We start from the raw sequence: 18,577 nt of genomic DNA on the forward strand, positions 1-18,577 counted from the left end.
ACAGACGGGGCCGGAGGAACGTACGGACCGATCAGGCGGGAAGCACAACGACGAAGCGCTGCGGCTCCTCGCCCTCGGACTCGCTGCGCAGACCGGCAGCCTTGACGGCGTCGTGCACGACCTTGCGCTCGAACGGCGTCATCGGCTGCATCTTCACGGGCTCACCCGTGCTCTTGACCTCGGCAGCGGCCTTGGCACCCAGCTCGGAGAGCTCGGCACGCTTCTTGGCACGGTAGCCCGCGATGTCCAGCATCAGCCGGCTGCGGTCCCCGGTCTCCCGGTGCACGGCCAGGCGCGTGAGCTCCTGGAGCGCCTCCAACACCTCGCCGTCGCGGCCGACCAGCTTGTTCAGGTCGCGGCCGCCCGAGTCGCTGATGATGGACACAGCAGCGCGGTCGGCCTCGACGTCCATGTCGATGTCGCCGTCGAGATCGGCGATGTCGAGCAGACCCTCGAGGTAGTCCGCCGCGATCTCGCCCTCCTGCTCCAGGCGGGACAGGGTGTCTACACCCTCGGCGGCAGCGGAGGTGGTGCCTTCCGTCACGGGATGGACTCCTTCTTACTTCTTGGACGGGGACTTGGGCCGCTGCGGACCCTTGCGCTGTCCGGACTGGGCCTTGCTGCGGGTACTGCCGCCGGGCTGCTTCTTGGCCGGAGCGGCGGCGGGCTTGGCATCCTCGGGCTCGTCGGACTTGCTGAGCGACGTGGGCTCGTCGGCCGCCTTCGGGGCAGCCGACGCACCGCCGGCCTGCCGCTGCGACTTGCTCTGCCGCTTCGGCTGCTGACGCTTGGGAGTACCACCGGTCGTCGGCGTACCGTCCTCGGTCTCGGTGACCTGGGCCTCGCCCTTCACCACGGTGCCGTCCGCCTGGGCCACGAGAGTCGCCTTGCTCAGAGCGTTGATGAACTTGCGCTCGAACTCGTTGCGGTCGCGTCCCTTGGCCACGATGGCCTTGACGATGGCCTTCTCACCGCGGCTGCGCGTCTTGCCGTGGTGCGTGACGTGCTTGGTCAGGCGCTCCAGGTACGCGGCCTGGGCCTTGGAACCCGGGGTCGGGTTGTTGTGGATGACGTACATCTGCTGGCCCATGGTCCACACGTTGGTGGTCAGCCAGTAGACGAGGACACCGACCGGGAAGTTGATGCCGAAGACGGCGAACATGACCGGGAAGACGTACATCAGCATCTTCTGCTGCTGCATGAACGGCGTCTTCACCGTGGTGTCGACGTTCTTCGTCATCAGCTGGCGCTGCGTGTAGAACTGCGACGCCGACATCAGGACGATCATGACCGCGGTGACGATGCGGACCGTGGTCAGCGAGGCATCGAGCGCCTGGACGTCCGCAGCGCTGTCGGTGAACTTCGCCGCCAGCGGGGCACCGAAGATGTGCGCCTTCTGCGCGCTCTGCAGCAGGCTCTGGTTGATGACACCGATGGTGTCGTTGTTCGCGATGCTGTTGAGCACGTGGTACAGCGCGAAGAAGAACGGCGACTGCGCCAGGATGGGAAGGCACGAGGAGAGCGGGTTGGTACCCGTCTCCTTGTACAGCTTCATCATCTCTTCGGACTGGCGCTGCTTGTCGTTCTTGTAGCGCTCCTGGATCTTCTTCATCTCGGGCTGCAGCGTCTGCATGGCCCGGGTCGCCTTGATCTGCTTCACGAAGAGCGGGATCAGGCAGATACGGATCAGGATCACCAGGGACACGATCGACAGGCCCCAGGCCCACCCGGTGTCGGGGCCGAAAATGGCGCCGTACACCTTGTGGAACTGGACGATGACCCAGGAGACAGGTGTCGTGATGAAGCTGAAGAGGCTGGCAATCGTGTCCACTAATCATGCTCCTTGGGCATGGGACGGTGTCTCTGCGGCCGGGCTCGAAGGAGTCTGTCCTTCAATGGCCGTTTCGGCGGCGGAGGGCCCGCCCTTGCGTGCACGCCAGGCGTTACGCAGCATTTCGTGCCACCGCGGGCGCTTGCGGGGCGGAACATGGTCCACACCGCCCAGCGACCACGGATTGCACCGCAGGATGCGCCAGGCGGTGAGCGCCGTGCCCTTGATCGCACCGTGCCGGTCGATGGCCGTGTAGCCGTAGTGGGAGCACGACGGGTAGTACTTGCAGACAGGCCCCAGCAGTGGACTGATCGTCCACTGGTACAGCTTGATCAGAGCCAGCAGCGGGTACTTCATCGCGCGCCCCCTCCCAGCAACCGCTCGATGGCGGCATCCAGGTCTCGGGCCAGCTGTGCATGGTCGGCGTCACCCGCACCGGGCAGCGCTCGTACGACTACCAGGCTACCGGGGGGAAACAGGTCGACCCTGTCGCGCATCAGATGCCGCAGCCTGCGCTTCACCTTGTTGCGCACCACGGCGCCGCCCACGGCTTTGCTCACGACGAAACCCGCACGCGTCGGGGGAGCGCTCTCCCCAGGCGCGTGCGGGTCCGTGGCACCGCTACGAAGATGGATGACGAGGGACGGGCGACCTGCCCGGCGCCCCCGTCGTACCGCGGTCGCGAAGTCCTCGCGCCGCCTCAGCCGATGCTCGGTAGGCAGCACGACGTCATGACCTGATCAGGATCAGGCGGACAGGCTCGAGCGACCCTTGCTACGGCGGTTCGCCAGAATCGCGCGACCGGCACGGGTACGCATCCGCAGGCGGAAGCCGTGGGTCTTGGCGCGACGACGGTTGTTCGGCTGGAAGGTGCGCTTGCTCACTCGGGGGCTCCAGAAATCAAATCGGTGGCGGCGGGTGCCGTCCTGGCTGTCACCGTGCGCCCACGAGTAGCTCTCGTTACGCCCGAGTGCACCGCTTCCCGATCACCTGACGCGATCTTGGCCCATCGGAGGCAGGCGGCAGCAGCCATCGACAACTCGACCTGGTTACGGTACGCGCGGCTACGCCATCCGGTCAAACCAGCGGCCACCGGGAGACACTATCCACAGGCTGGGGACAACAACTTGAACCGCACCCGTCGCCCTGACTACCGTGGCTGAACTCCGACTCGTTCCCATGTGACCGCCCCACCCCCCTTGAATCCCGACTCGTCCCACCACCACACGATCGTGGGACCCCGTGAGAGAGCGTGCCCTGTGGCTGACGTACCTGCCGATCTTGCCGCAGTGTGGCCACGAGTACTCGAGCAGCTCCTCGACGGGGGCCGCGGGCAGGGGGTCGAGACGAAGGACGAGCACTGGATCCGCCGCTGCCAGCCCCTCGCACTGGTCGCCGACACCGCCCTGCTCGCCGTACCGAACGAATTTGCGAAGGGCGTACTCGAAGGCCGCCTCGCACCGATCGTCAGCGAGACGCTGAGCCGCGAGTGCGGCCGTCCGATCCGCATCGCGATCACCGTCGACGACTCCGCCGGCGAACCCCCGGCCCCTCCGACCGCACGCCCGCAGCCGCGCTACGAGGAACCCGAGCTCCCCTCCAACCAGTACGACGGCCAGACCGACCGGCAGTACGACGGCTACGGCCGCCACCGCGCCGACGACCACCGGCCGGGCCGCGCCGACCAGAACGACCAGCTCCCCACCGCGCGTCCCGCCTACCCGAGCGAGTACCAGCGCCCCGAACCCGGCGCCTGGCCACGTCCGCAGCAGGACGAGTACAGCTGGCAGCAGCCGCGCCTCGGCTTCCCCGAGCGCGACCCGTACGCGACGCCCCCGTCCCAGGAGCAGTACTCCCAGGACTCGTACGCCTCGCCGGCGCAGGACTACCGCCCGCAGCCGATGGACCGCCCGCCCTACGAGCAGCAGCGCCCCGACTACGACCAGCAGCGGCCCCCCTACGACGACCAGCGCCCGGACTACGACCAGCCGCGCCGCTCCTCCGACTACGACCAGCCGGGCCCGCGCCGGGACCTGAGCGAGCCGCCCTCCGGCGGCGGGCACATGCACCGCGGCGGCCCCGCGGTGCCCTCGTCCGGCGGCGCCCCGAGCCCGCTGGCCGCGAAGCCCGCACCGGCCGCCGGTCCGGCTGAGCCGACCGCGCGCCTGAACCCGAAGTACCTCTTCGACACCTTCGTCATCGGCGCCTCCAACCGCTTCGCGCACGCCGCCGCGGTGGCCGTCGCCGAGGCGCCGGCGAAGGCGTACAACCCCCTCTTCATCTACGGGGAGTCCGGGCTCGGCAAGACGCACCTGCTGCACGCGATCGGGCACTACGCGCGCAGCCTCTATCCCGGCACGCGCGTGCGCTACGTGAGCTCGGAGGAGTTCACCAACGAGTTCATCAACTCCATCCGCGACGGCAAGGGCGACAGCTTCCGCAAGCGGTACCGGGAGATGGACATCCTGCTCGTCGACGACATCCAGTTCCTCGCGGACAAGGAGTCGACCCAGGAGGAGTTCTTCCACACCTTCAACACGCTCCACAACGCCAACAAGCAGATCGTGCTCTCCAGCGACCGGCCGCCCAAGCAGCTGGTCACGCTGGAGGACCGGCTGCGGAACCGTTTCGAGTGGGGTCTGATCACCGACGTCCAGCCGCCCGAGCTGGAGACGCGTATCGCCATCCTCCGCAAGAAGGCGGTCCAGGAGCAGCTCAACGCCCCGCCGGAGGTCCTGGAGTTCATCGCCTCCCGCATCTCGCGCAACATCCGCGAGCTGGAGGGGGCGCTGATCCGGGTGACGGCGTTCGCGTCGCTCAACCGCCAGCCGGTGGACCTGGGCCTGACCGAGATCGTCCTCAAGGACCTCATCCCCGGCGGCGACGACGGAGCGCCCGAGATCACGTCGACGGCCATCATGAGCGCGACCGCCGACTACTTCGGCCTCACCGTCGAGGACCTGTGCGGCACCTCACGCGGCCGCGCACTCGTGACCGCCCGCCAGATCGCCATGTACCTGTGCCGTGAGCTGACGGACCTCTCGCTGCCGAAGATCGGCGCACTGTTCGGCGGCCGCGACCACACCACGGTGATGCACGCGGACCGCAAGATCCGCAATCTGATGGCCGAGCGGCGCTCCATCTACAACCAGGTCACGGAGCTCACGAACCGCATCAAGAACGGCTGACGGCCGCGCAGACACGTCGCTGAGGGCGCCCCGGGACGAGTTCCCGAGGGCGCCCTTCTTCATGACGCCGTAGCCCGGTGTTCGAATAGGCGCCGCGTTACGGCCTCCCTCCACAGATTCGGTGACTTTTTCCCGTCCACACCCTGGGGACCGGGAAGTTGTCCAGACTGTGTCCACAGGCGCCCCTGGTGAAAGACCATCAGGGCAGGTCACCTGGTTGTGGATTCGTGGACGAAGGATCTCCACAGGCTGTGGACAGAGAAAAGATCCACAGGCTGTGTACGAAGTTGTCCACCGGCAACCCACAGGCAGAGGCGCGTTGTCCCCAGCGATCACCAGTTTCTCCACACCGCTGTCCACTGTTCGGCAACGCGACGCGGCTGCTCACCGGGTCGAGTGAAAGGCGTCACACAAAGGTGCCGGGTTGGCCTGTGGGAAACGTGGGTAAAGCTGGGGACGGCGTTGGGGAGAAGTCGCCTCAGCCTGTGCACGGGGTGTGCAGAACTTTCCGTTCTCCACAGATGCGGTCAGTTGTCCACCGCCTCCACCCACAGGGTCAGTGGACAAAATTTCCGGTGTGACCTGCGCAAACGCGGTTATCCACCGTTTCCACAGGCCCTACTACTACTCCCAACTAGAGAGAGCTGGGAATCCGCTTCGAAGTGGGTCCTGTGCACAACTCGCTGTCCGGCTCCCGGCTGCCCCTCGTCACGACTTGACCCGAGCGGCACCTACTGTCAGTGGGGTGCGTCAGACTGTTCCCCGGTGTCCTTCCCCTCACCGGGGCTGACGACACCGAGTCAGACGACGAGGGCCAGGCAGAGCGAAACGCCGGCAACAGCAGGAGGCGGCAAGAGTGAAGATCCGGGTGGAACGCGACGTACTCGCGGAGGCAGTGGCCTGGGCGGCACGCAGCCTCCCGGCCCGTCCGCCGGCGCCTGTCCTCGCCGGCCTTCTGCTGAAGGCCGAGGACGGCCAGCTGAGCCTGTCCAGCTTCGACTACGAGGTCTCGGCACGGGTGTCCGTGGAGGCCGAGGTCGAGGAGGAGGGCACGGTCCTGGTGTCCGGTCGGCTCCTCGCCGACATCTGCCGCGCGCTCCCCAACCGGCCGGTGGAGATTTCCACAGACGGTGTACGGGCGACCGTGGTCTGCGGCTCCTCGCGATTCACACTCCACACCCTGCCTGTGGAGGAGTACCCGGCGCTGCCTCAGATGCCGACCGCGACCGGCACCGTCCCGGGTGAGGTCTTCGCCTCCGCCGCCGCGCAGGTCGCCATCGCCGCCGGCCGTGACGACACGCTGCCCGTCCTGACCGGTGTGCGCATCGAGATCGAGGGCGACACCGTCACCCTGGCCTCCACCGACCGCTACCGCTTCGCGGTCCGCGAGTTCCTGTGGAAGCCGGAGAACCCGGAGACGTCCGCGGTGGCCCTGGTGCCCGCCAAGACGCTCCTGGACACCGCCAAGGCGCTCACGAGCGGCGACAGCGTCATCCTGGCGCTCTCCGGCTCGGGTGCGGGCGAGGGCCTGATCGGTTTCGAGGGCGCCGGGCGTCGTACGACGACCCGCCTCCTGGAGGGCGACCTCCCGAAGTACCGCTCGCTGTTCCCGACGGAGTTCAACTCCGTGGCCGTGATCGAGACCGCCCCCTTCGTGGAGGCCGTCAAGCGTGTGGCCCTGGTCGCCGAGCGGAACACCCCGGTGCGGCTGAGCTTCGAGCAGGGCGTGCTCATCCTGGAGGCCGGTTCCAGCGACGACGCACAGGCTGTGGAGCGGGTCGACGCCCAGCTGGAGGGCGACGACGTGTCGATCGCCTTCAACCCGACCTTCCTGCTGGACGGCCTGAGCGCCATCGACTCCCCGGTCGCCCAGCTCTCCTTCACGACGTCCACGAAGCCCGCGCTGCTCAGCGGCAAGCCGGCTCTGGACGCCGAGGCGGACGAGGCCTACAAGTACCTGATCATGCCGGTGCGCCTCAGCGGCTGACCCCTTCAGAGAACCCGCAGGTCGGGGCATACGTTTGAGCGGGTATGCCCACAGGTGTGCGTGAGCGTCCGGGTTTAGGCTCGGACGTGGGTACGAAAGTGCCACACACGCCACAGCAACCTAAGGAACCACTGATGGAGCTCGGTCTCGTCGGCCTCGGCAAGATGGGCGGCAACATGCGCGAGCGGATCCGCCGCGCAGGCCACACCGTCACCGGATACGACCGCAACCCGGACCTCGCCGATGTCCACAGCCTGGAAGAGCTTGTGGGCAAGCTCAAGGGCCCGCGCGTGGTCTGGGTGATGGTCCCGGCCGGTGCCGCGACCCAGTCGACGGTCGACGAGCTGGCCGAGCTCCTGGAGCCCGGTGACGTCGTGGTGGACGGCGGCAACTCCCGCTGGACGGACGACGAGAAGCACGCCGAGGAGCTCGCGGCCAAGGGCATCGGCTTCGTCGACTGCGGTGTCTCGGGCGGTGTGTGGGGCCTGGAGAACGGCTACGCGCTGATGTACGGCGGCGACGCGGAGAACGTCGCCAAGGTGCAGCCGGTCTTCGACGCGCTCAAGCCCGAGGGCGACTTCGGCGCGGTGCACGCGGGCAAGGTGGGGGCCGGGCACTTCGCGAAGATGGTCCACAACGGCATCGAGTACGCGATGATGCAGGCCTACGCCGAGGGCTGGGAGCTGCTGGAGAAGGTCGACTCCGTCACGGACGTGCGCGAGGTCTTCCGCTCCTGGCAGGAGGGCACCGTCATCCGCTCCTGGCTCCTCGACCTCGCGGTCAACGCCCTCGACGAGGACGAGCACCTGGACAAGCTGCGCGGTTACGCACAGGACTCCGGTGAGGGCCGCTGGACCGTGGAAGCCGCCATCGACAACGCGGTGCCGCTGCCGGCGATCACCGCCTCCCTGTTCGCGCGGTTCGCGTCCCGTCAGGACGACTCACCGCAGATGAAGATGATCGCGGCGCTGCGCAACCAGTTCGGCGGCCACGCGGTCGAGAAGAAGTAATCCACAGGGCTGCGTCGCGATCCACAGGATGCGGGGCGCGGTCCACAAGCTGGGGGAGGTCGGCGCCCGACCATGCACGTCACGCATCTGTCGCTGGCCGACTTCCGCTCGTACGCCCGGGTCGAAGTTCCGCTCGACCCGGGCGTCACCGCTTTCGTCGGCCCCAACGGTCAGGGCAAGACGAACCTGGTCGAGGCGGTCGGCTATCTCGCCACCCTCGGCAGCCACCGTGTCTCCTCCGACGCGCCTCTGGTCCGCATGGGCGCCGACCGCGCGGTGATCCGGGCGCAGGTCAAGCAGGGCGAGCGGCAGCAGCTGGTCGAGCTGGAGCTGAACCCGGGCAAGTCCAACCGCGCCCGTATCAACAGGTCCTCGCAGGTCAGGCCGCGTGACGTGCTCGGCATCGTACGGACCGTGCTGTTCGCGCCGGAGGACCTCGCGCTGGTCAAGGGCGACCCCGGTGAGCGGCGCCGTTTCCTCGACGAGCTGATCACCGCGCGCTCCCCGCGGATGGCCGGCGTGCGCTCCGACTACGAGCGGGTCCTCAAGCAGCGCAACACCCTGCTGAAGTCCGCGGCGCTCGCGCGTCGGCACGGCGGCCGGACCATGGACCTGTCCACCCTCGATGTGTGGGACCAGCACCTCGCGCGCGTGGGCGCCGAGCTGCTCGCCCAGCGGCTCGACCTGATCGCCGCGATCCAGCCGCTGTCCGACAAGGCGTACGAGCAGCTGGCGCCCGGCGGCGGCCCGATCGCCCTGGAGTACAAGCCGTCCGCGCCGGGCGAGGCGCACACCCGCGAGGACCTCTACGAGCAGCTGATGGCGGCGCTCGCGGACGCCCGCAAGCAGGAGATCGAGCGGGGCGTCACCCTCGTAGGCCCTCACCGCGACGATGTGCTTCTCAAACTCGGTCAGTTGCCCGCCAAGGGATACGCCTCGCACGGCGAGTCCTGGTCGTACGCGCTGGCGTTGCGCCTGGCGTCGTACGACCTGCTGCGTGCGGAGGGCAATGAGCCGGTGCTGATCCTGGACGATGTCTTCGCCGAGTTGGACACCCGGCGCCGGGAGCGGCTGGCGGAGTTGGTGGCGCCCGGTGAGCAGGTGCTGGTGACGGCCGCGGTCGACGACGACGTGCCGCATCTGCTGGTGGGGGCGCGGTACTCGGTGTCCGGCGGGGTGGTGGAGCGCGTATGAGCAGCCCTCAGGAACCGGCGCCCGAGAAGGGTCCGAAGAATCCTGAGCCGTCCGGTGTCGACCTCGCGCGCGTGGCGCTCAGGGCGGCGAAGGAGCAGGCGCGCGCGCGGGGGGACGCGGCGCAGCAGAAGAAGCAGGCGCGGCGGGGTGGTCTGCGCTCCGGCGCGCGCGCCGACGGGCGCGACCCGATGGCGCTGGGTTCCGCGATCAACCGGCTCATCAGCGAGCGCGGCTGGGAGGCTCCGGCGGCGGTGGGCGGTGTGATGGGGCGCTGGCCGGAGATCGTCGGCGAGGACGTGGCCAAGCACTGCGAGCCCGAGCGGTACGACGAGGACGAGCGGGTCCTGATCGTGCGCTGTGACTCCACGGCCTGGGCGACCAATCTGCGGCTGCTCGCGCCGACGCTGGTGGCCCGACTCAACGAGGACCTCGGGCACGGGGCCGTGCGGATCATCAAGGTGCAGGGGCCCGCGGGGCCCGTGCGGCGCTACGGCCCCCTGCGTGCCCCGGGCAGCACCGGCCCTGGTGACACCTACGGGTGACCGGCGAATCGTCGGGTGACAGACATCACATCCAAGGCCGTCGACGGCTGCGAGGGACCGTCGGCGGCCTTCGTGTCGTACGACCGCACGCGGTTGCGAACAGCGACCTGACTCTCAAGTAGCCAAGGGTTGACAGCTCGAAGCGCTGAGTGCCTCCGTGAGCCTCTTGGAGCCCTGCTCCGTATATGGGGACCCGGCGGAGGACTATTCAGGGCGGCACATGCGGACTCAGGTACCGGCAAACCCCCATCACTGTCGGCGCTACCGGTAGACTGGAAGCTAATCCCGCCCCGTTAGTGGGGACCGCCGGGACAAGCTGAGCAACGCTGATCAAGGCTTACCAACGCAACATGCCGCAGCCGCTCCGGCAAACCGCCGACGAGCCTGGCTGGTGCTGTGCCAGAAAGGGCGCTTCGTGGCCGATTCCGGCAACCCCAACGAGAACATCCCGTCCACCGGCGTCGGAGCGAACGGCGAGGTCACCGCCTCGTACGACGCCAGCGCCATCACCGTCCTCGAGGGTCTGGACGCGGTCCGCAAGCGACCCGGTATGTACATCGGCTCGACCGGCGAGCGCGGCCTGCACCACCTTGTGCAGGAGGTCGTCGACAACTCGGTCGACGAGGCGCTGGCCGGTCACGCGGACACCATCGACGTCACGATCCTCGCCGACGGCGCCGTACGCGTGATCGACAACGGCCGTGGCATCCCGGTGGGCATCCACCCCGTCGAGAAGAAGCCGGCCGTCGAGGTCGTCCTCACCGTGCTGCACGCGGGCGGCAAGTTCGGCGGCGGCGGCTATGCCGTCTCCGGTGGTCTGCACGGCGTCGGCGTCTCCGTCGTGAACGCGCTTTCGTTCAAGCTGGCCGTGGAGATCAGGACCGACGGCTACCGCTGGACGCAGGAGTACAAGGCGGGCGCGCCCACCGCTCCGCTGGAGCGGCACGAGGCCACCGACGAGACGGGTACCTCGGTCACGTTCTGGGCCGACCCCGACATCTTCGAGACCACCGTGTACTCCTTCGAGACGCTCTCGCGGCGCTTCCAGGAGATGGCCTTCCTCAACAAGGGCCTGACCATCAAGCTCACGGACGAGCGCGAGTCGGCGAAGGCCACCGCCGGTGCGGACGAGGCGGGCGAGGACGAGAAGCACGAGGTCAAGACCGTCTCGTACCACTACGAGGGCGGCATCGTCGACTTCGTGAAGTACCTCAACTCCCGCAAGGGAGAGGTGGTCCACCCCTCGATCATCGACCTCGAGGCGGAGGACAAGGAGCGCAACCTCTCGCTCGAGGTCGCGATGCAGTGGAACGGCGGCTACACCGAGGGTGTGTACTCGTTCGCCAACATCATCCACACGCATGAGGGCGGTACGCACGAAGAGGGCTTCCGCGCGGCGCTGACGAACCTGATCAACAAGTACGCGCGCGACAAGAAGCTGCTGCGGGAGAAGGACGACAACCTCACGGGTGACGACATCCGCGAGGGTCTGACCGCGATCATCTCGATCAAGCTGAGCGAGCCGCAGTTCGAGGGCCAGACGAAGACCAAGCTGGGCAACACGGAGGCGAAGACCTTCGTGCAGAAGGCCGTCTACGAGCACCTCAACGACTGGCTGGACCGCAACCCGGTCGAGGCCGCGGACATCATCCGCAAGGGCATCCAGGCGGCCACCGCGCGCGTGGCGGCCCGCAAGGCGCGTGACCTGACGCGCCGCAAGGGCCTGCTGGAGTCGGCGTCGCTGCCGGGCAAGCTGAGCGACTGCCAGTCCAACGACCCGACCAAGTGCGAGATCTTCATCGTCGAGGGTGACTCCGCCGGCGGCTCGGCCAAGTCCGGCCGTAACCCGCAGTACCAGGCGATCCTCCCGATCCGGGGCAAGATCCTCAACGTCGAGAAGGCGCGGATCGACAAGATCCTGCAGAACCAGGAGATCCAGGCGCTGATCTCGGCCTTCGGCACGGGTGTGCACGAGGACTTCGACATCGAGAAGCTCCGCTATCACAAGATCATCCTGATGGCGGACGCCGACGTCGACGGGCAGCACATCTCCACCCTGCTGCTGACCTTCCTGTTCCGCTTCATGCGGCCGCTGGTCGAGGCCGGGCACGTGTACCTCTCCCGTCCCCCGCTGTACAAGATCAAGTGGGGCCGGGACGACATCGAGTACGCGTACTCCGACCGCGAGCGCGACGCGCTGCTCGAGATGGGGCGCCAGCGCGGCAAGCGCGTGCGCGAGGACTCGATCCAGCGCTTCAAGGGTCTCGGCGAGATGAACGCCGAGGAGCTGCGTGTGACCACGATGGACATCGAGCACCGCGTCCTCGGTCAGGTCACCCTCGACGACGCCGCCCAGGCCGACGACCTGTTCTCGGTCCTGATGGGCGAGGACGTCGAGGCCCGCCGCGCGTTCATCCAGCGCAACGCCAAGGACGTCCGCTTCCTCGACATCTGAGTCGGTCTCAGCTGACCGCACCAGGAAGGATCTTCACCAGCAATGGCCGACGAGAACACTCCTGTCACGCCCGAGGGCGCTGAAGGTGACACCACGGTCCGCATCGAGCCCGTCGGGCTCGAGACGGAGATGCAGCGCTCGTATCTCGACTACGCGATGTCCGTCATCGTCTCCCGCGCGCTGCCGGACGTCCGGGACGGTCTCAAGCCCGTCCACCGACGCGTCCTGTACGCCATGTACGACGGCGGCTACCGCCCCGAGCGCGGCTTCTACAAGTGCGCCCGTGTCGTCGGCGACGTCATGGGCAACTACCACCCGCACGGCGACTCCTCGATCTACGACGCGCTGGTCCGCCTCGCGCAGCCCTGGTCGATGCGGATGCCGCTGGTGGACTCCAACGGCAACTTCGGATCTCCCGGCAACGACCCGGCGGCCGCCATGCGGTACACCGAGTGCAAGATGATGCCGCTGTCCATGGAGATGGTCCGCGACATCGACGAGGAGACCGTCGACTTCACGGACAACTACGACGGCCGCTCCCAGGAACCGACCGTCCTGCCCGCCCGCTTCCCGAACCTGCTGATCAACGGCTCGGCCGGCATCGCGGTCGGTATGGCGACCAACATCCCGCCGCACAACCTGCGCGAGGTCGCGGCCGGCGCCCAGTGGTACCTGGAGAACCCGGAGGCCTCGCACGAGGAGCTCCTGGACGCGCTGATCGAGCGCATCAAGGGCCCCGACTTCCCGACCGGCGCGCTCGTCGTGGGCCGCAAGGGCATCGAGGAGGCGTACCGCACGGGCCGTGGCTCGATCACCATGCGCGCGGTCGTCGAGGTCGAGGAGATCCAGAACCGCCAGTGCCTGGTGGTCACGGAGCTGCCGTACCAGACCAACCCCGACAACCTCGCGCAGAAGATCGCCGACCTGGTGAAGGACGGCAAGGTCGGCGGCATCGCGGACGTCCGGGACGAGACCAGCTCCCGTACCGGTCAGCGTCTGGTCATCGTGCTCAAGAGGGACGCGGTCGCCAAGGTCGTACTGAACAACCTCTACAAGCACACGGACCTCCAGTCGAACTTCAGCGCCAACATGCTGGCGCTGGTCGACGGCGTTCCGCGCACGCTGTCGCTGGACGCGTTCATCCGCCACTGGGTGACGCACCAGATCGAGGTCATCGTCCGGCGTACGAAGTTCCGGCTGCGCAAGGCCGAGGAGCGGGCGCACATCCTGCGCGGCCTGCTGAAGGCCCTGGACGCCATCGACGAGGTCATCGCGCTGATCCGGCGCAGCGACACCGTCGACATCGCGCGCACGGGCCTGATGGAGCTCCTGGAGATCGACGAGATCCAGGCCAACGCCATCCTGGAGATGCAGCTGCGCCGACTGGCCGCCCTGGAGCGCCAGAAGATCATCCAGGAGCACGACGAGCTCCAGGCGAAGATCACGGAGTACAACGCGATCCTGGCCTCGCCGGTCCGCCAGCGCGGCATCGTCAGCGCGGAACTCGCGGTCATCGTCGAGAAGTTCGGTGACGACCGCAAGACGATGCTGGTCCCCTACGACGGTGACATGTCCATCGAGGACCTGATCGCCGAGGAGGACATCGTCGTCACGGTCACACGCGGCGGCTACGTCAAGCGCACCAAGACTGTCGACTACCGCGCCCAGAAGCGCGGCGGCAAGGGCGTGCGCGGCACGAAGCTCAAGGAAGACGACATCGTCGACCACTTCTTCGTCTCCACGACCCACCACTGGCTGCTGTTCTTCACGAACAAGGGCCGGGTCTACCGGGCGAAGGCGTACGAGCTTCCCGACGCCGGCCGTGACGCGCGTGGACAGCACGTCGCGAACCTGCTGGCCTTCCAGCCGGACGAGGCGATCGCCGAGATCCTCGCGATCCGCACCTACGAGGTGGCGCCGTACCTGGTGCTGGCCACGAAGGGCGGCTTGGTCAAGAAGACGGCTCTGAAGGATTACGATTCGCCGCGTTCCGGTGGTGTCATCGCGATCAATCTCCGGGAGACGGACGACGGTTCGGACGACGAACTGATCGGAGCCGAGCTTGTTTCGGCCGAGGACGATCTGCTTCTGATCAGCAAGAAGGCCCAATCGATCAGGTTCACGGCCACGGATGACGCATTGCGTCCCATGGGCCGTGCGACCTCGGGTGTCAAGGGCATGAGTTTCCGCGGGGGAGACGAGCTGCTCTCGATGAATGTTGTTCGACCCGGTACGTTCGTGTTCACTGCCACAGACGGCGGGTACGCGAAGCGGACCGCCGTCGACGAATACCGCGTCCAGGGTCGCGGCGGCCTCGGTATCAAGGCCGCCAAGATCGTGGAGGACCGTGGGTCTCTCGTCGGCGCGCTGGTGGTCGAGGAGACCGACGAGATCCTCGCCATCACGCTGGGCGGCGGTGTGATTCGTACGCGAGTCAACGAGGTCAGGGAGACGGGCCGTGACACCATGGGCGTCCAACTGATCAACCTGGGCAAGCGCGATGCCGTCGTCGGTATCGCACGTAACGCCGAGGCGGGACGCGAGGCGGAGGAGGTCGAGGGCGATGACGCCGTCGACGAGACCGCCGAGAGTGCCGCGACCACCGGCACGGACGAGGGCGAGGCGCCCTCGACCGAGTAGCACGAGGAGTGAGTCAGCGTGAGCGGAGCCACGGGCGCCGGATCGTCCGGTACCTCTGCCGGTTCTCAGGCCGGTACGGACACGGACGGCGGCGGCCGTGGCTCCGCCGCGCAGGCGACAGATTCGCACACGACCCAGCTCAAAGCGATCAAGTCGCCTGCGAAGGACTCACCCTCGCCCGACTCGCATGGATCACAGGGGGGAACTGTGACGGACACCCGAGGCCCGCAGACCCAGCAGTACGCGGCCGGCGCGGGCCCGGCTGCTCCGGGCGTACAGCCGCCGCAGCAGCCTCAGCCTTCGGGCGAGGCGCCGGCGCCGTCCCCGCTGCCGGGGGAACGCGGGCCCCAGCAGGCCGCCGGGCCGTACCACCCGCCGCAGGCCTACCCGGCGCAGGCCGCCGTCTCCGCGGGCGCCGTACGCCGCCCGCGCACCGGCGCGCGCACCACGCCGCGCACCCGTAAGGCACGGCTGCGGGTGGCCAAGGCCGACCCGTGGTCGGTGATGAAGGTCAGCTTCCTGCTCTCCATCGCGCTGGGGATCTGCACGATCGTGGCGGCCGCGGTGCTGTGGATGGTCATGGACGCGATGGGCGTCTTCTCGACCGTCGGCGGCACGATCTCCGAGGCGACCGGCTCCAACGAGTCGAACGGCTTCGACCTGCAGTCGTTCCTGTCGCTGCCGAACGTCCTGATGTTCACGGCGATCATCGCGGTCATCGACGTCGTCCTCGCGACGGCTCTCGCGACCCTCGGCGCGTTCATCTACAACCTCTCCGCGGGCTTCGTCGGCGGCGTCGAGCTGACACTCGCCGAAGACGAGTGACATTAACTCCGATCGCCGTTTCAAACCTCTCCTGAAGGACCGCGGACAACCGATTTTGGGACTGCCCATGTCGTGCGCTAATCTTCAGGAGTCAGCGCGCGGGACACACACCGCAGAGCGCGGCGGGGCTATAGCTCAGTTGGTTAGAGCGCATCCCTGATAAGGATGAGGCCACAGGTTCAAATCCTGTTAGCCCCACCAGACACGAAGACCCCCGGTCCATCAGGACCGGGGGTCTTCGCTTTGTCGGCGTTGTACGCAAGTTCGCCGTTACGTCGTGGTGGAGGGGGACGGCCGGTGGGGTGCCGTGTCCTTCCGGGGGGCCGGGGTCAGCGCTGGAGGGGTGTGGCCGGCTCGGCGGCCGTGTCGTCGCAGGAGGACGTGGCCTCGTCGGCCTCCTCCGTGTCCGCGTCCAGGGGCGGGTGGTTGCGGCAGCCGGGGGTCTTGCCGTGGGCCTCGGCGCGGATGCGCTGCTTCATCGTGGGGGGCAGGGACCTGGTGGAGGACCAGGGCCAGAGGGATGGCGCCCATGTCGCGGTCTCGGTGCTGCTGTTGCGGGTCGGCTCGGTCTGCGGTACTGCCGCGGCGGCGGTCGTGGTGATGAGTCCGAGCGTCGTGCACAGCGCCAGGAGGGCGGTGACGATGGCGGTCCACAGGTTCATGACCTTGTTCTGGGCCATGGCCCCTCACTTTCGGGTTGGGCGATTTGCGTACTTTCCTCATGATGTGTATGGCGGCTGCGAAATCATGGACCGACGCCCATGGCGCGTCGATGTTCAGATGAACACCACTCGGATGGGTGCAAGAACCCTGAAAAGTGGAGGAGAGTGGAGGAGGAAGCCCAAAGTGACCGTCCGTGGAGGTGTGATCACCCTCCGATCGGAGTGGTGTCATCCGCTTCTACTGCGGTGTGCAGGGCGGAAGTTGAGGGGCTGACGCAGGTCACCGATCGGTCTCGGTCGGTGTGTATAGTCGGGCGCCAGAGGTCCCCTACGTCAAGGAAAGACGAGGTCGCACGGTGAAGAAGCTTCTCCTGGTCGCACTGGCCGCCATCGGCGGGCTCCTCGTGTACCGCCAGATCCAGGCGGATCGCGCCGAGCAGGATCTGTGGACGGAGGCGACCGACTCCGTGCCCACGGGTTCGTGAGTACCGACATCCGGTTCTGAACAGACCCCGGCCGCCCTCGCGGTCGGGGTTTTGTGTTGCGCGAGACGCAGCCGGGCAGGATGAGCCACGATCAGGCGACGGCGAGGGGTGACGCGTGATGGGGCGGCGTACGGTGCGGTGGCGCGGCGTGTGCGCGGCTGTCGTGGGAACGGCCCTGGCCGCCCTGCTGCCGGGCCAGACCGCCCTCGCGGCGAGTACACCCAGCCCCTCCTACGAGTTCGCCCCGGACGCCAGGCCGGTCACCGGCGCCGCGACCACCGCGGACGCCGAGTCCCTCGACACCGGCGAGACGTACCGGAGCACCCTCCCCGCGAGCGGCAGGCTCTACTACCGCCTCGTACTCGACGAGACGTCGGAGACATACGTCTCCGTCACGGCCGTCCCCCGCGCGGGCACCACGGTCTCCACCGCCGGCGGCATCAGGGTGTACCTGGAGGACGCCGACAGCCGCTCCTGCTCCGTCGAGAGCGCCTACTTCGGAGCGAGCCGCAGTCCGCGGCCGATCGTCGCCTGGGGAGCGCGGGAGACCTTCTCCAAGCGCACCTCGTGCAAGGGCGCCGGCCTGTACTACGTGCGCGTCGAGCGCCTCGACGGCACGGACGCGTCGCCGGACGAATGGGAGCTGGAGCTCGCCGCGGTGTCGGAGTCCCGCCTGGACCGGGCCGAGGCGACCAGCGCGCCGCAGGACTGGAACTCCGAGCCCCCACAGCCTCCGTCGACCCAGGCCGTACGGCGTCCGGGCGGGGCGGGCTTCGACGAGGCGGTATCGGTGGAGCAGGGGGTCTGGAGCGCCGACGTCGTGCCCGGGCAGACGCTCTTCTACAAAGTGCCCGTCGACTGGGGACAACAGCTCCACGTCACCGCCGAACTCGGTGGCACGACTCGCGGCCGCTATGTGGGCAGTGCCCTCATCACCTCGCTGTACAACCCCGCGCGCGTGCCCGTCGACGACATGGGCATCGGCTACAACGGTGACCGGAAGACGGACTCCCTCGACCCCTTGCCCCCGGTCGACTACGCCGACCGCTACGGCACCTCCCGACAGATCAGAGCGATGCGGTTCGCCGGCTCGTACTACCTCACACTCCATCTCTCGTCGGCCATGGCCGAGAAGTACGGCGACCAGCCGTTCGGCGTGACGCTGCGGGTGCGGGTCGACGGCACGACCGAGGCGGCGCCCGCCTACGCGGCGCCCTCCGTGCCGCGGGGCCTCTTCGAGGTGTCGGCACAGGACCGGGAGGCGGCCGCCGAGGGCGGGGGCGCGGCGGACGATGCGGTGATGAAGGCGGTCGCCGTGGTGGGGATCGGGGGCGGGAGCCTGGTGCTGGTCGTACTGGGGGTGTGGACGGTGGTGGCTCGGCGGAGGGCCGCCGGGGCCGTCGGAATAGGAACGGGGTAGGAACGGGGGTTCTGGTGCCGTCGGGTAGGAACCGGGGGGTTCCGGGGCCGTCCGGTGCTCAGATCCGGGTCAGTGCCCAGAAACCCACGGCGTAGCAGGCCAGCGCGAGAAGCAGCATCGGGACGACCACCTTGGCCGGAGGGCCGGGACGCCGTCGTGCTCTGCGCGCTCCTCTGCCTGCGCGGTGCCGCGAAACTTCCTGGGCCGGAGGTGGAACCCGCGGGACCTGAGCGGTGTACGAAACAGTAGAGGCATCGGCGCGCTGGAGCGGCGGTGACGGTACAGGCCGCGTCGGGTAGGGCGGCGCCTGCGGTCGGGGGGCTGGCTCTTATCCACAT

At 68.1% G+C, this 18,577-nt stretch carries 16 protein-coding genes, 1 tRNA gene and 1 pseudogene; 11 read left to right on the forward strand and 7 right to left on the reverse strand.

Annotation, left to right across the window (positions count from 1 at the left end):
* Nucleotides 1-31: 31 nt before the first annotated feature.
* The 5 genes from HLK59_RS16520 to rpmH are packed head-to-tail and all read right to left on the reverse strand — an operon-like array spanning nucleotide 32 to nucleotide 2,715.
* Complete coding sequence (locus HLK59_RS16520; RefSeq protein ID WP_171142189.1) at nucleotides 32-544, reverse strand: R3H domain-containing nucleic acid-binding protein; 513 nt, start codon at nucleotides 542-544, stop codon at nucleotides 32-34.
* 15 nt (nucleotides 545-559) lie between these two features.
* Entirely contained in the window at nucleotides 560-1,831 is a 1,272-nt protein-coding gene (gene yidC / locus HLK59_RS16525; protein WP_171142190.1) for a membrane protein insertase YidC, read from the reverse strand.
* Between the two features lie 3 nt (nucleotides 1,832-1,834).
* Complete coding sequence (gene yidD, locus HLK59_RS16530; RefSeq protein ID WP_171142191.1) at nucleotides 1,835-2,188, reverse strand: membrane protein insertion efficiency factor YidD; 354 nt, start codon at nucleotides 2,186-2,188, stop codon at nucleotides 1,835-1,837.
* Complete coding sequence (gene rnpA / locus HLK59_RS16535; protein ID WP_171142192.1) at nucleotides 2,185-2,556, reverse strand: ribonuclease P protein component; 372 nt, start codon at nucleotides 2,554-2,556, stop codon at nucleotides 2,185-2,187. Before rnpA ends, yidD begins: the two co-directional genes overlap by 4 nt.
* Nucleotides 2,557-2,577: 21 nt before the next feature.
* Nucleotides 2,578-2,715, reverse strand: a complete 138-nt coding sequence (gene rpmH, locus HLK59_RS16540) for a 50S ribosomal protein L34 (protein WP_060891143.1) — start codon at nucleotides 2,713-2,715, stop codon at nucleotides 2,578-2,580.
* A 375-nt stretch (nucleotides 2,716-3,090) separates the two neighbouring features.
* On the opposite strand from rpmH, the gene dnaA reads away from it, so the two are divergent.
* From dnaA to HLK59_RS16585, 9 genes are all read left to right on the forward strand, one after another.
* Nucleotides 3,091-5,019 carry a chromosomal replication initiator protein DnaA gene (gene dnaA, locus HLK59_RS16545; RefSeq protein ID WP_171142193.1) on the forward strand — a complete coding sequence of 643 codons (1,929 nt, stop codon included), beginning with the start codon at nucleotides 3,091-3,093 and terminating at the stop codon, nucleotides 5,017-5,019.
* An 856-nt stretch (nucleotides 5,020-5,875) separates the two neighbouring features.
* A complete protein-coding gene (gene dnaN / locus HLK59_RS16550) occupies nucleotides 5,876-7,006 on the forward strand; it encodes a DNA polymerase III subunit beta (RefSeq protein ID WP_171142194.1) in 1,131 nt (376 codons plus the stop codon).
* Nucleotides 7,007-7,140: 134 nt separating this feature from the next.
* Nucleotides 7,141-8,016 carry a phosphogluconate dehydrogenase (NAD(+)-dependent, decarboxylating) gene (gene gnd / locus HLK59_RS16555; RefSeq protein ID WP_171142195.1) on the forward strand — a complete coding sequence of 292 codons (876 nt, stop codon included), beginning with the start codon at nucleotides 7,141-7,143 and terminating at the stop codon, nucleotides 8,014-8,016.
* A 72-nt stretch (nucleotides 8,017-8,088) separates the two neighbouring features.
* Nucleotides 8,089-9,210: a DNA replication/repair protein RecF gene (gene recF, locus HLK59_RS16560; RefSeq protein WP_171142196.1), complete on the forward strand. Its 1,122-nt coding sequence runs from the start codon at nucleotides 8,089-8,091 to the stop codon at nucleotides 9,208-9,210.
* Nucleotides 9,207-9,752 carry a DciA family protein gene (locus HLK59_RS16565; protein WP_171142197.1) on the forward strand — a complete coding sequence of 182 codons (546 nt, stop codon included), beginning with the start codon at nucleotides 9,207-9,209 and terminating at the stop codon, nucleotides 9,750-9,752. The genes recF and HLK59_RS16565 overlap by 4 nt, the downstream gene beginning before the upstream one ends.
* 415 nt (nucleotides 9,753-10,167) lie before the next feature.
* The gene (gene gyrB, locus HLK59_RS16570; RefSeq protein ID WP_171142198.1) at nucleotides 10,168-12,207 is read left to right on the forward strand and encodes a DNA topoisomerase (ATP-hydrolyzing) subunit B; all 2,040 of its coding nucleotides are present in this window, start codon (nucleotides 10,168-10,170) and stop codon (nucleotides 12,205-12,207) included.
* A gap of 42 nt (nucleotides 12,208-12,249) precedes the next feature.
* The gene (gene gyrA, locus HLK59_RS16575; RefSeq protein WP_171142199.1) at nucleotides 12,250-14,847 is read left to right on the forward strand and encodes a DNA gyrase subunit A; all 2,598 of its coding nucleotides are present in this window, start codon (nucleotides 12,250-12,252) and stop codon (nucleotides 14,845-14,847) included.
* 18 nt (nucleotides 14,848-14,865) lie between these two features.
* A complete protein-coding gene (locus HLK59_RS16580; RefSeq protein ID WP_171142200.1) occupies nucleotides 14,866-15,672 on the forward strand; it encodes a DUF3566 domain-containing protein in 807 nt (268 codons plus the stop codon).
* 124 nt (nucleotides 15,673-15,796) lie between these two features.
* Nucleotides 15,797-15,873: transfer RNA gene (locus HLK59_RS16585), tRNA-Ile, on the forward strand.
* A 128-nt stretch (nucleotides 15,874-16,001) separates the two neighbouring features.
* On the opposite strand, the gene HLK59_RS16590 is transcribed toward HLK59_RS16585, so the two are convergent.
* Nucleotides 16,002-16,352, reverse strand: coding sequence for a DUF6344 domain-containing protein (locus HLK59_RS16590; protein ID WP_171142201.1), 351 nt, complete (start codon nucleotides 16,350-16,352; stop codon nucleotides 16,002-16,004).
* A gap of 338 nt (nucleotides 16,353-16,690) precedes the next feature.
* Here HLK59_RS16590 and HLK59_RS51035 point away from each other — a divergent pair, with 338 nt between their 5' ends.
* Together HLK59_RS51035 and HLK59_RS16600 are read left to right on the forward strand one after the other, a co-directional pair.
* Nucleotides 16,691-16,819 carry a DLW-39 family protein gene (locus tag HLK59_RS51035; protein ID WP_003999697.1) on the forward strand — a complete coding sequence of 43 codons (129 nt, stop codon included), beginning with the start codon at nucleotides 16,691-16,693 and terminating at the stop codon, nucleotides 16,817-16,819.
* A 118-nt stretch (nucleotides 16,820-16,937) separates the two neighbouring features.
* The gene (locus HLK59_RS16600; RefSeq protein ID WP_171142202.1) at nucleotides 16,938-18,239 is read left to right on the forward strand and encodes a hypothetical protein; all 1,302 of its coding nucleotides are present in this window, start codon (nucleotides 16,938-16,940) and stop codon (nucleotides 18,237-18,239) included.
* Nucleotides 18,240-18,297: 58 nt separating this feature from the next.
* Here the strand turns inward: HLK59_RS16600 and HLK59_RS51040 are convergent.
* Nucleotides 18,298-18,510: pseudogene (locus HLK59_RS51040) on the reverse strand (serine/threonine protein kinase); the annotation flags it as partial.
* Nucleotides 18,511-18,577 lie beyond the last annotated feature (67 nt).

Origin of the sequence: Streptomyces sp. S3(2020), assembly GCF_013044505.1 — a bacterium.
Taxonomy (GTDB): Bacteria; Actinomycetota; Actinomycetes; order Streptomycetales; family Streptomycetaceae; genus Streptomyces.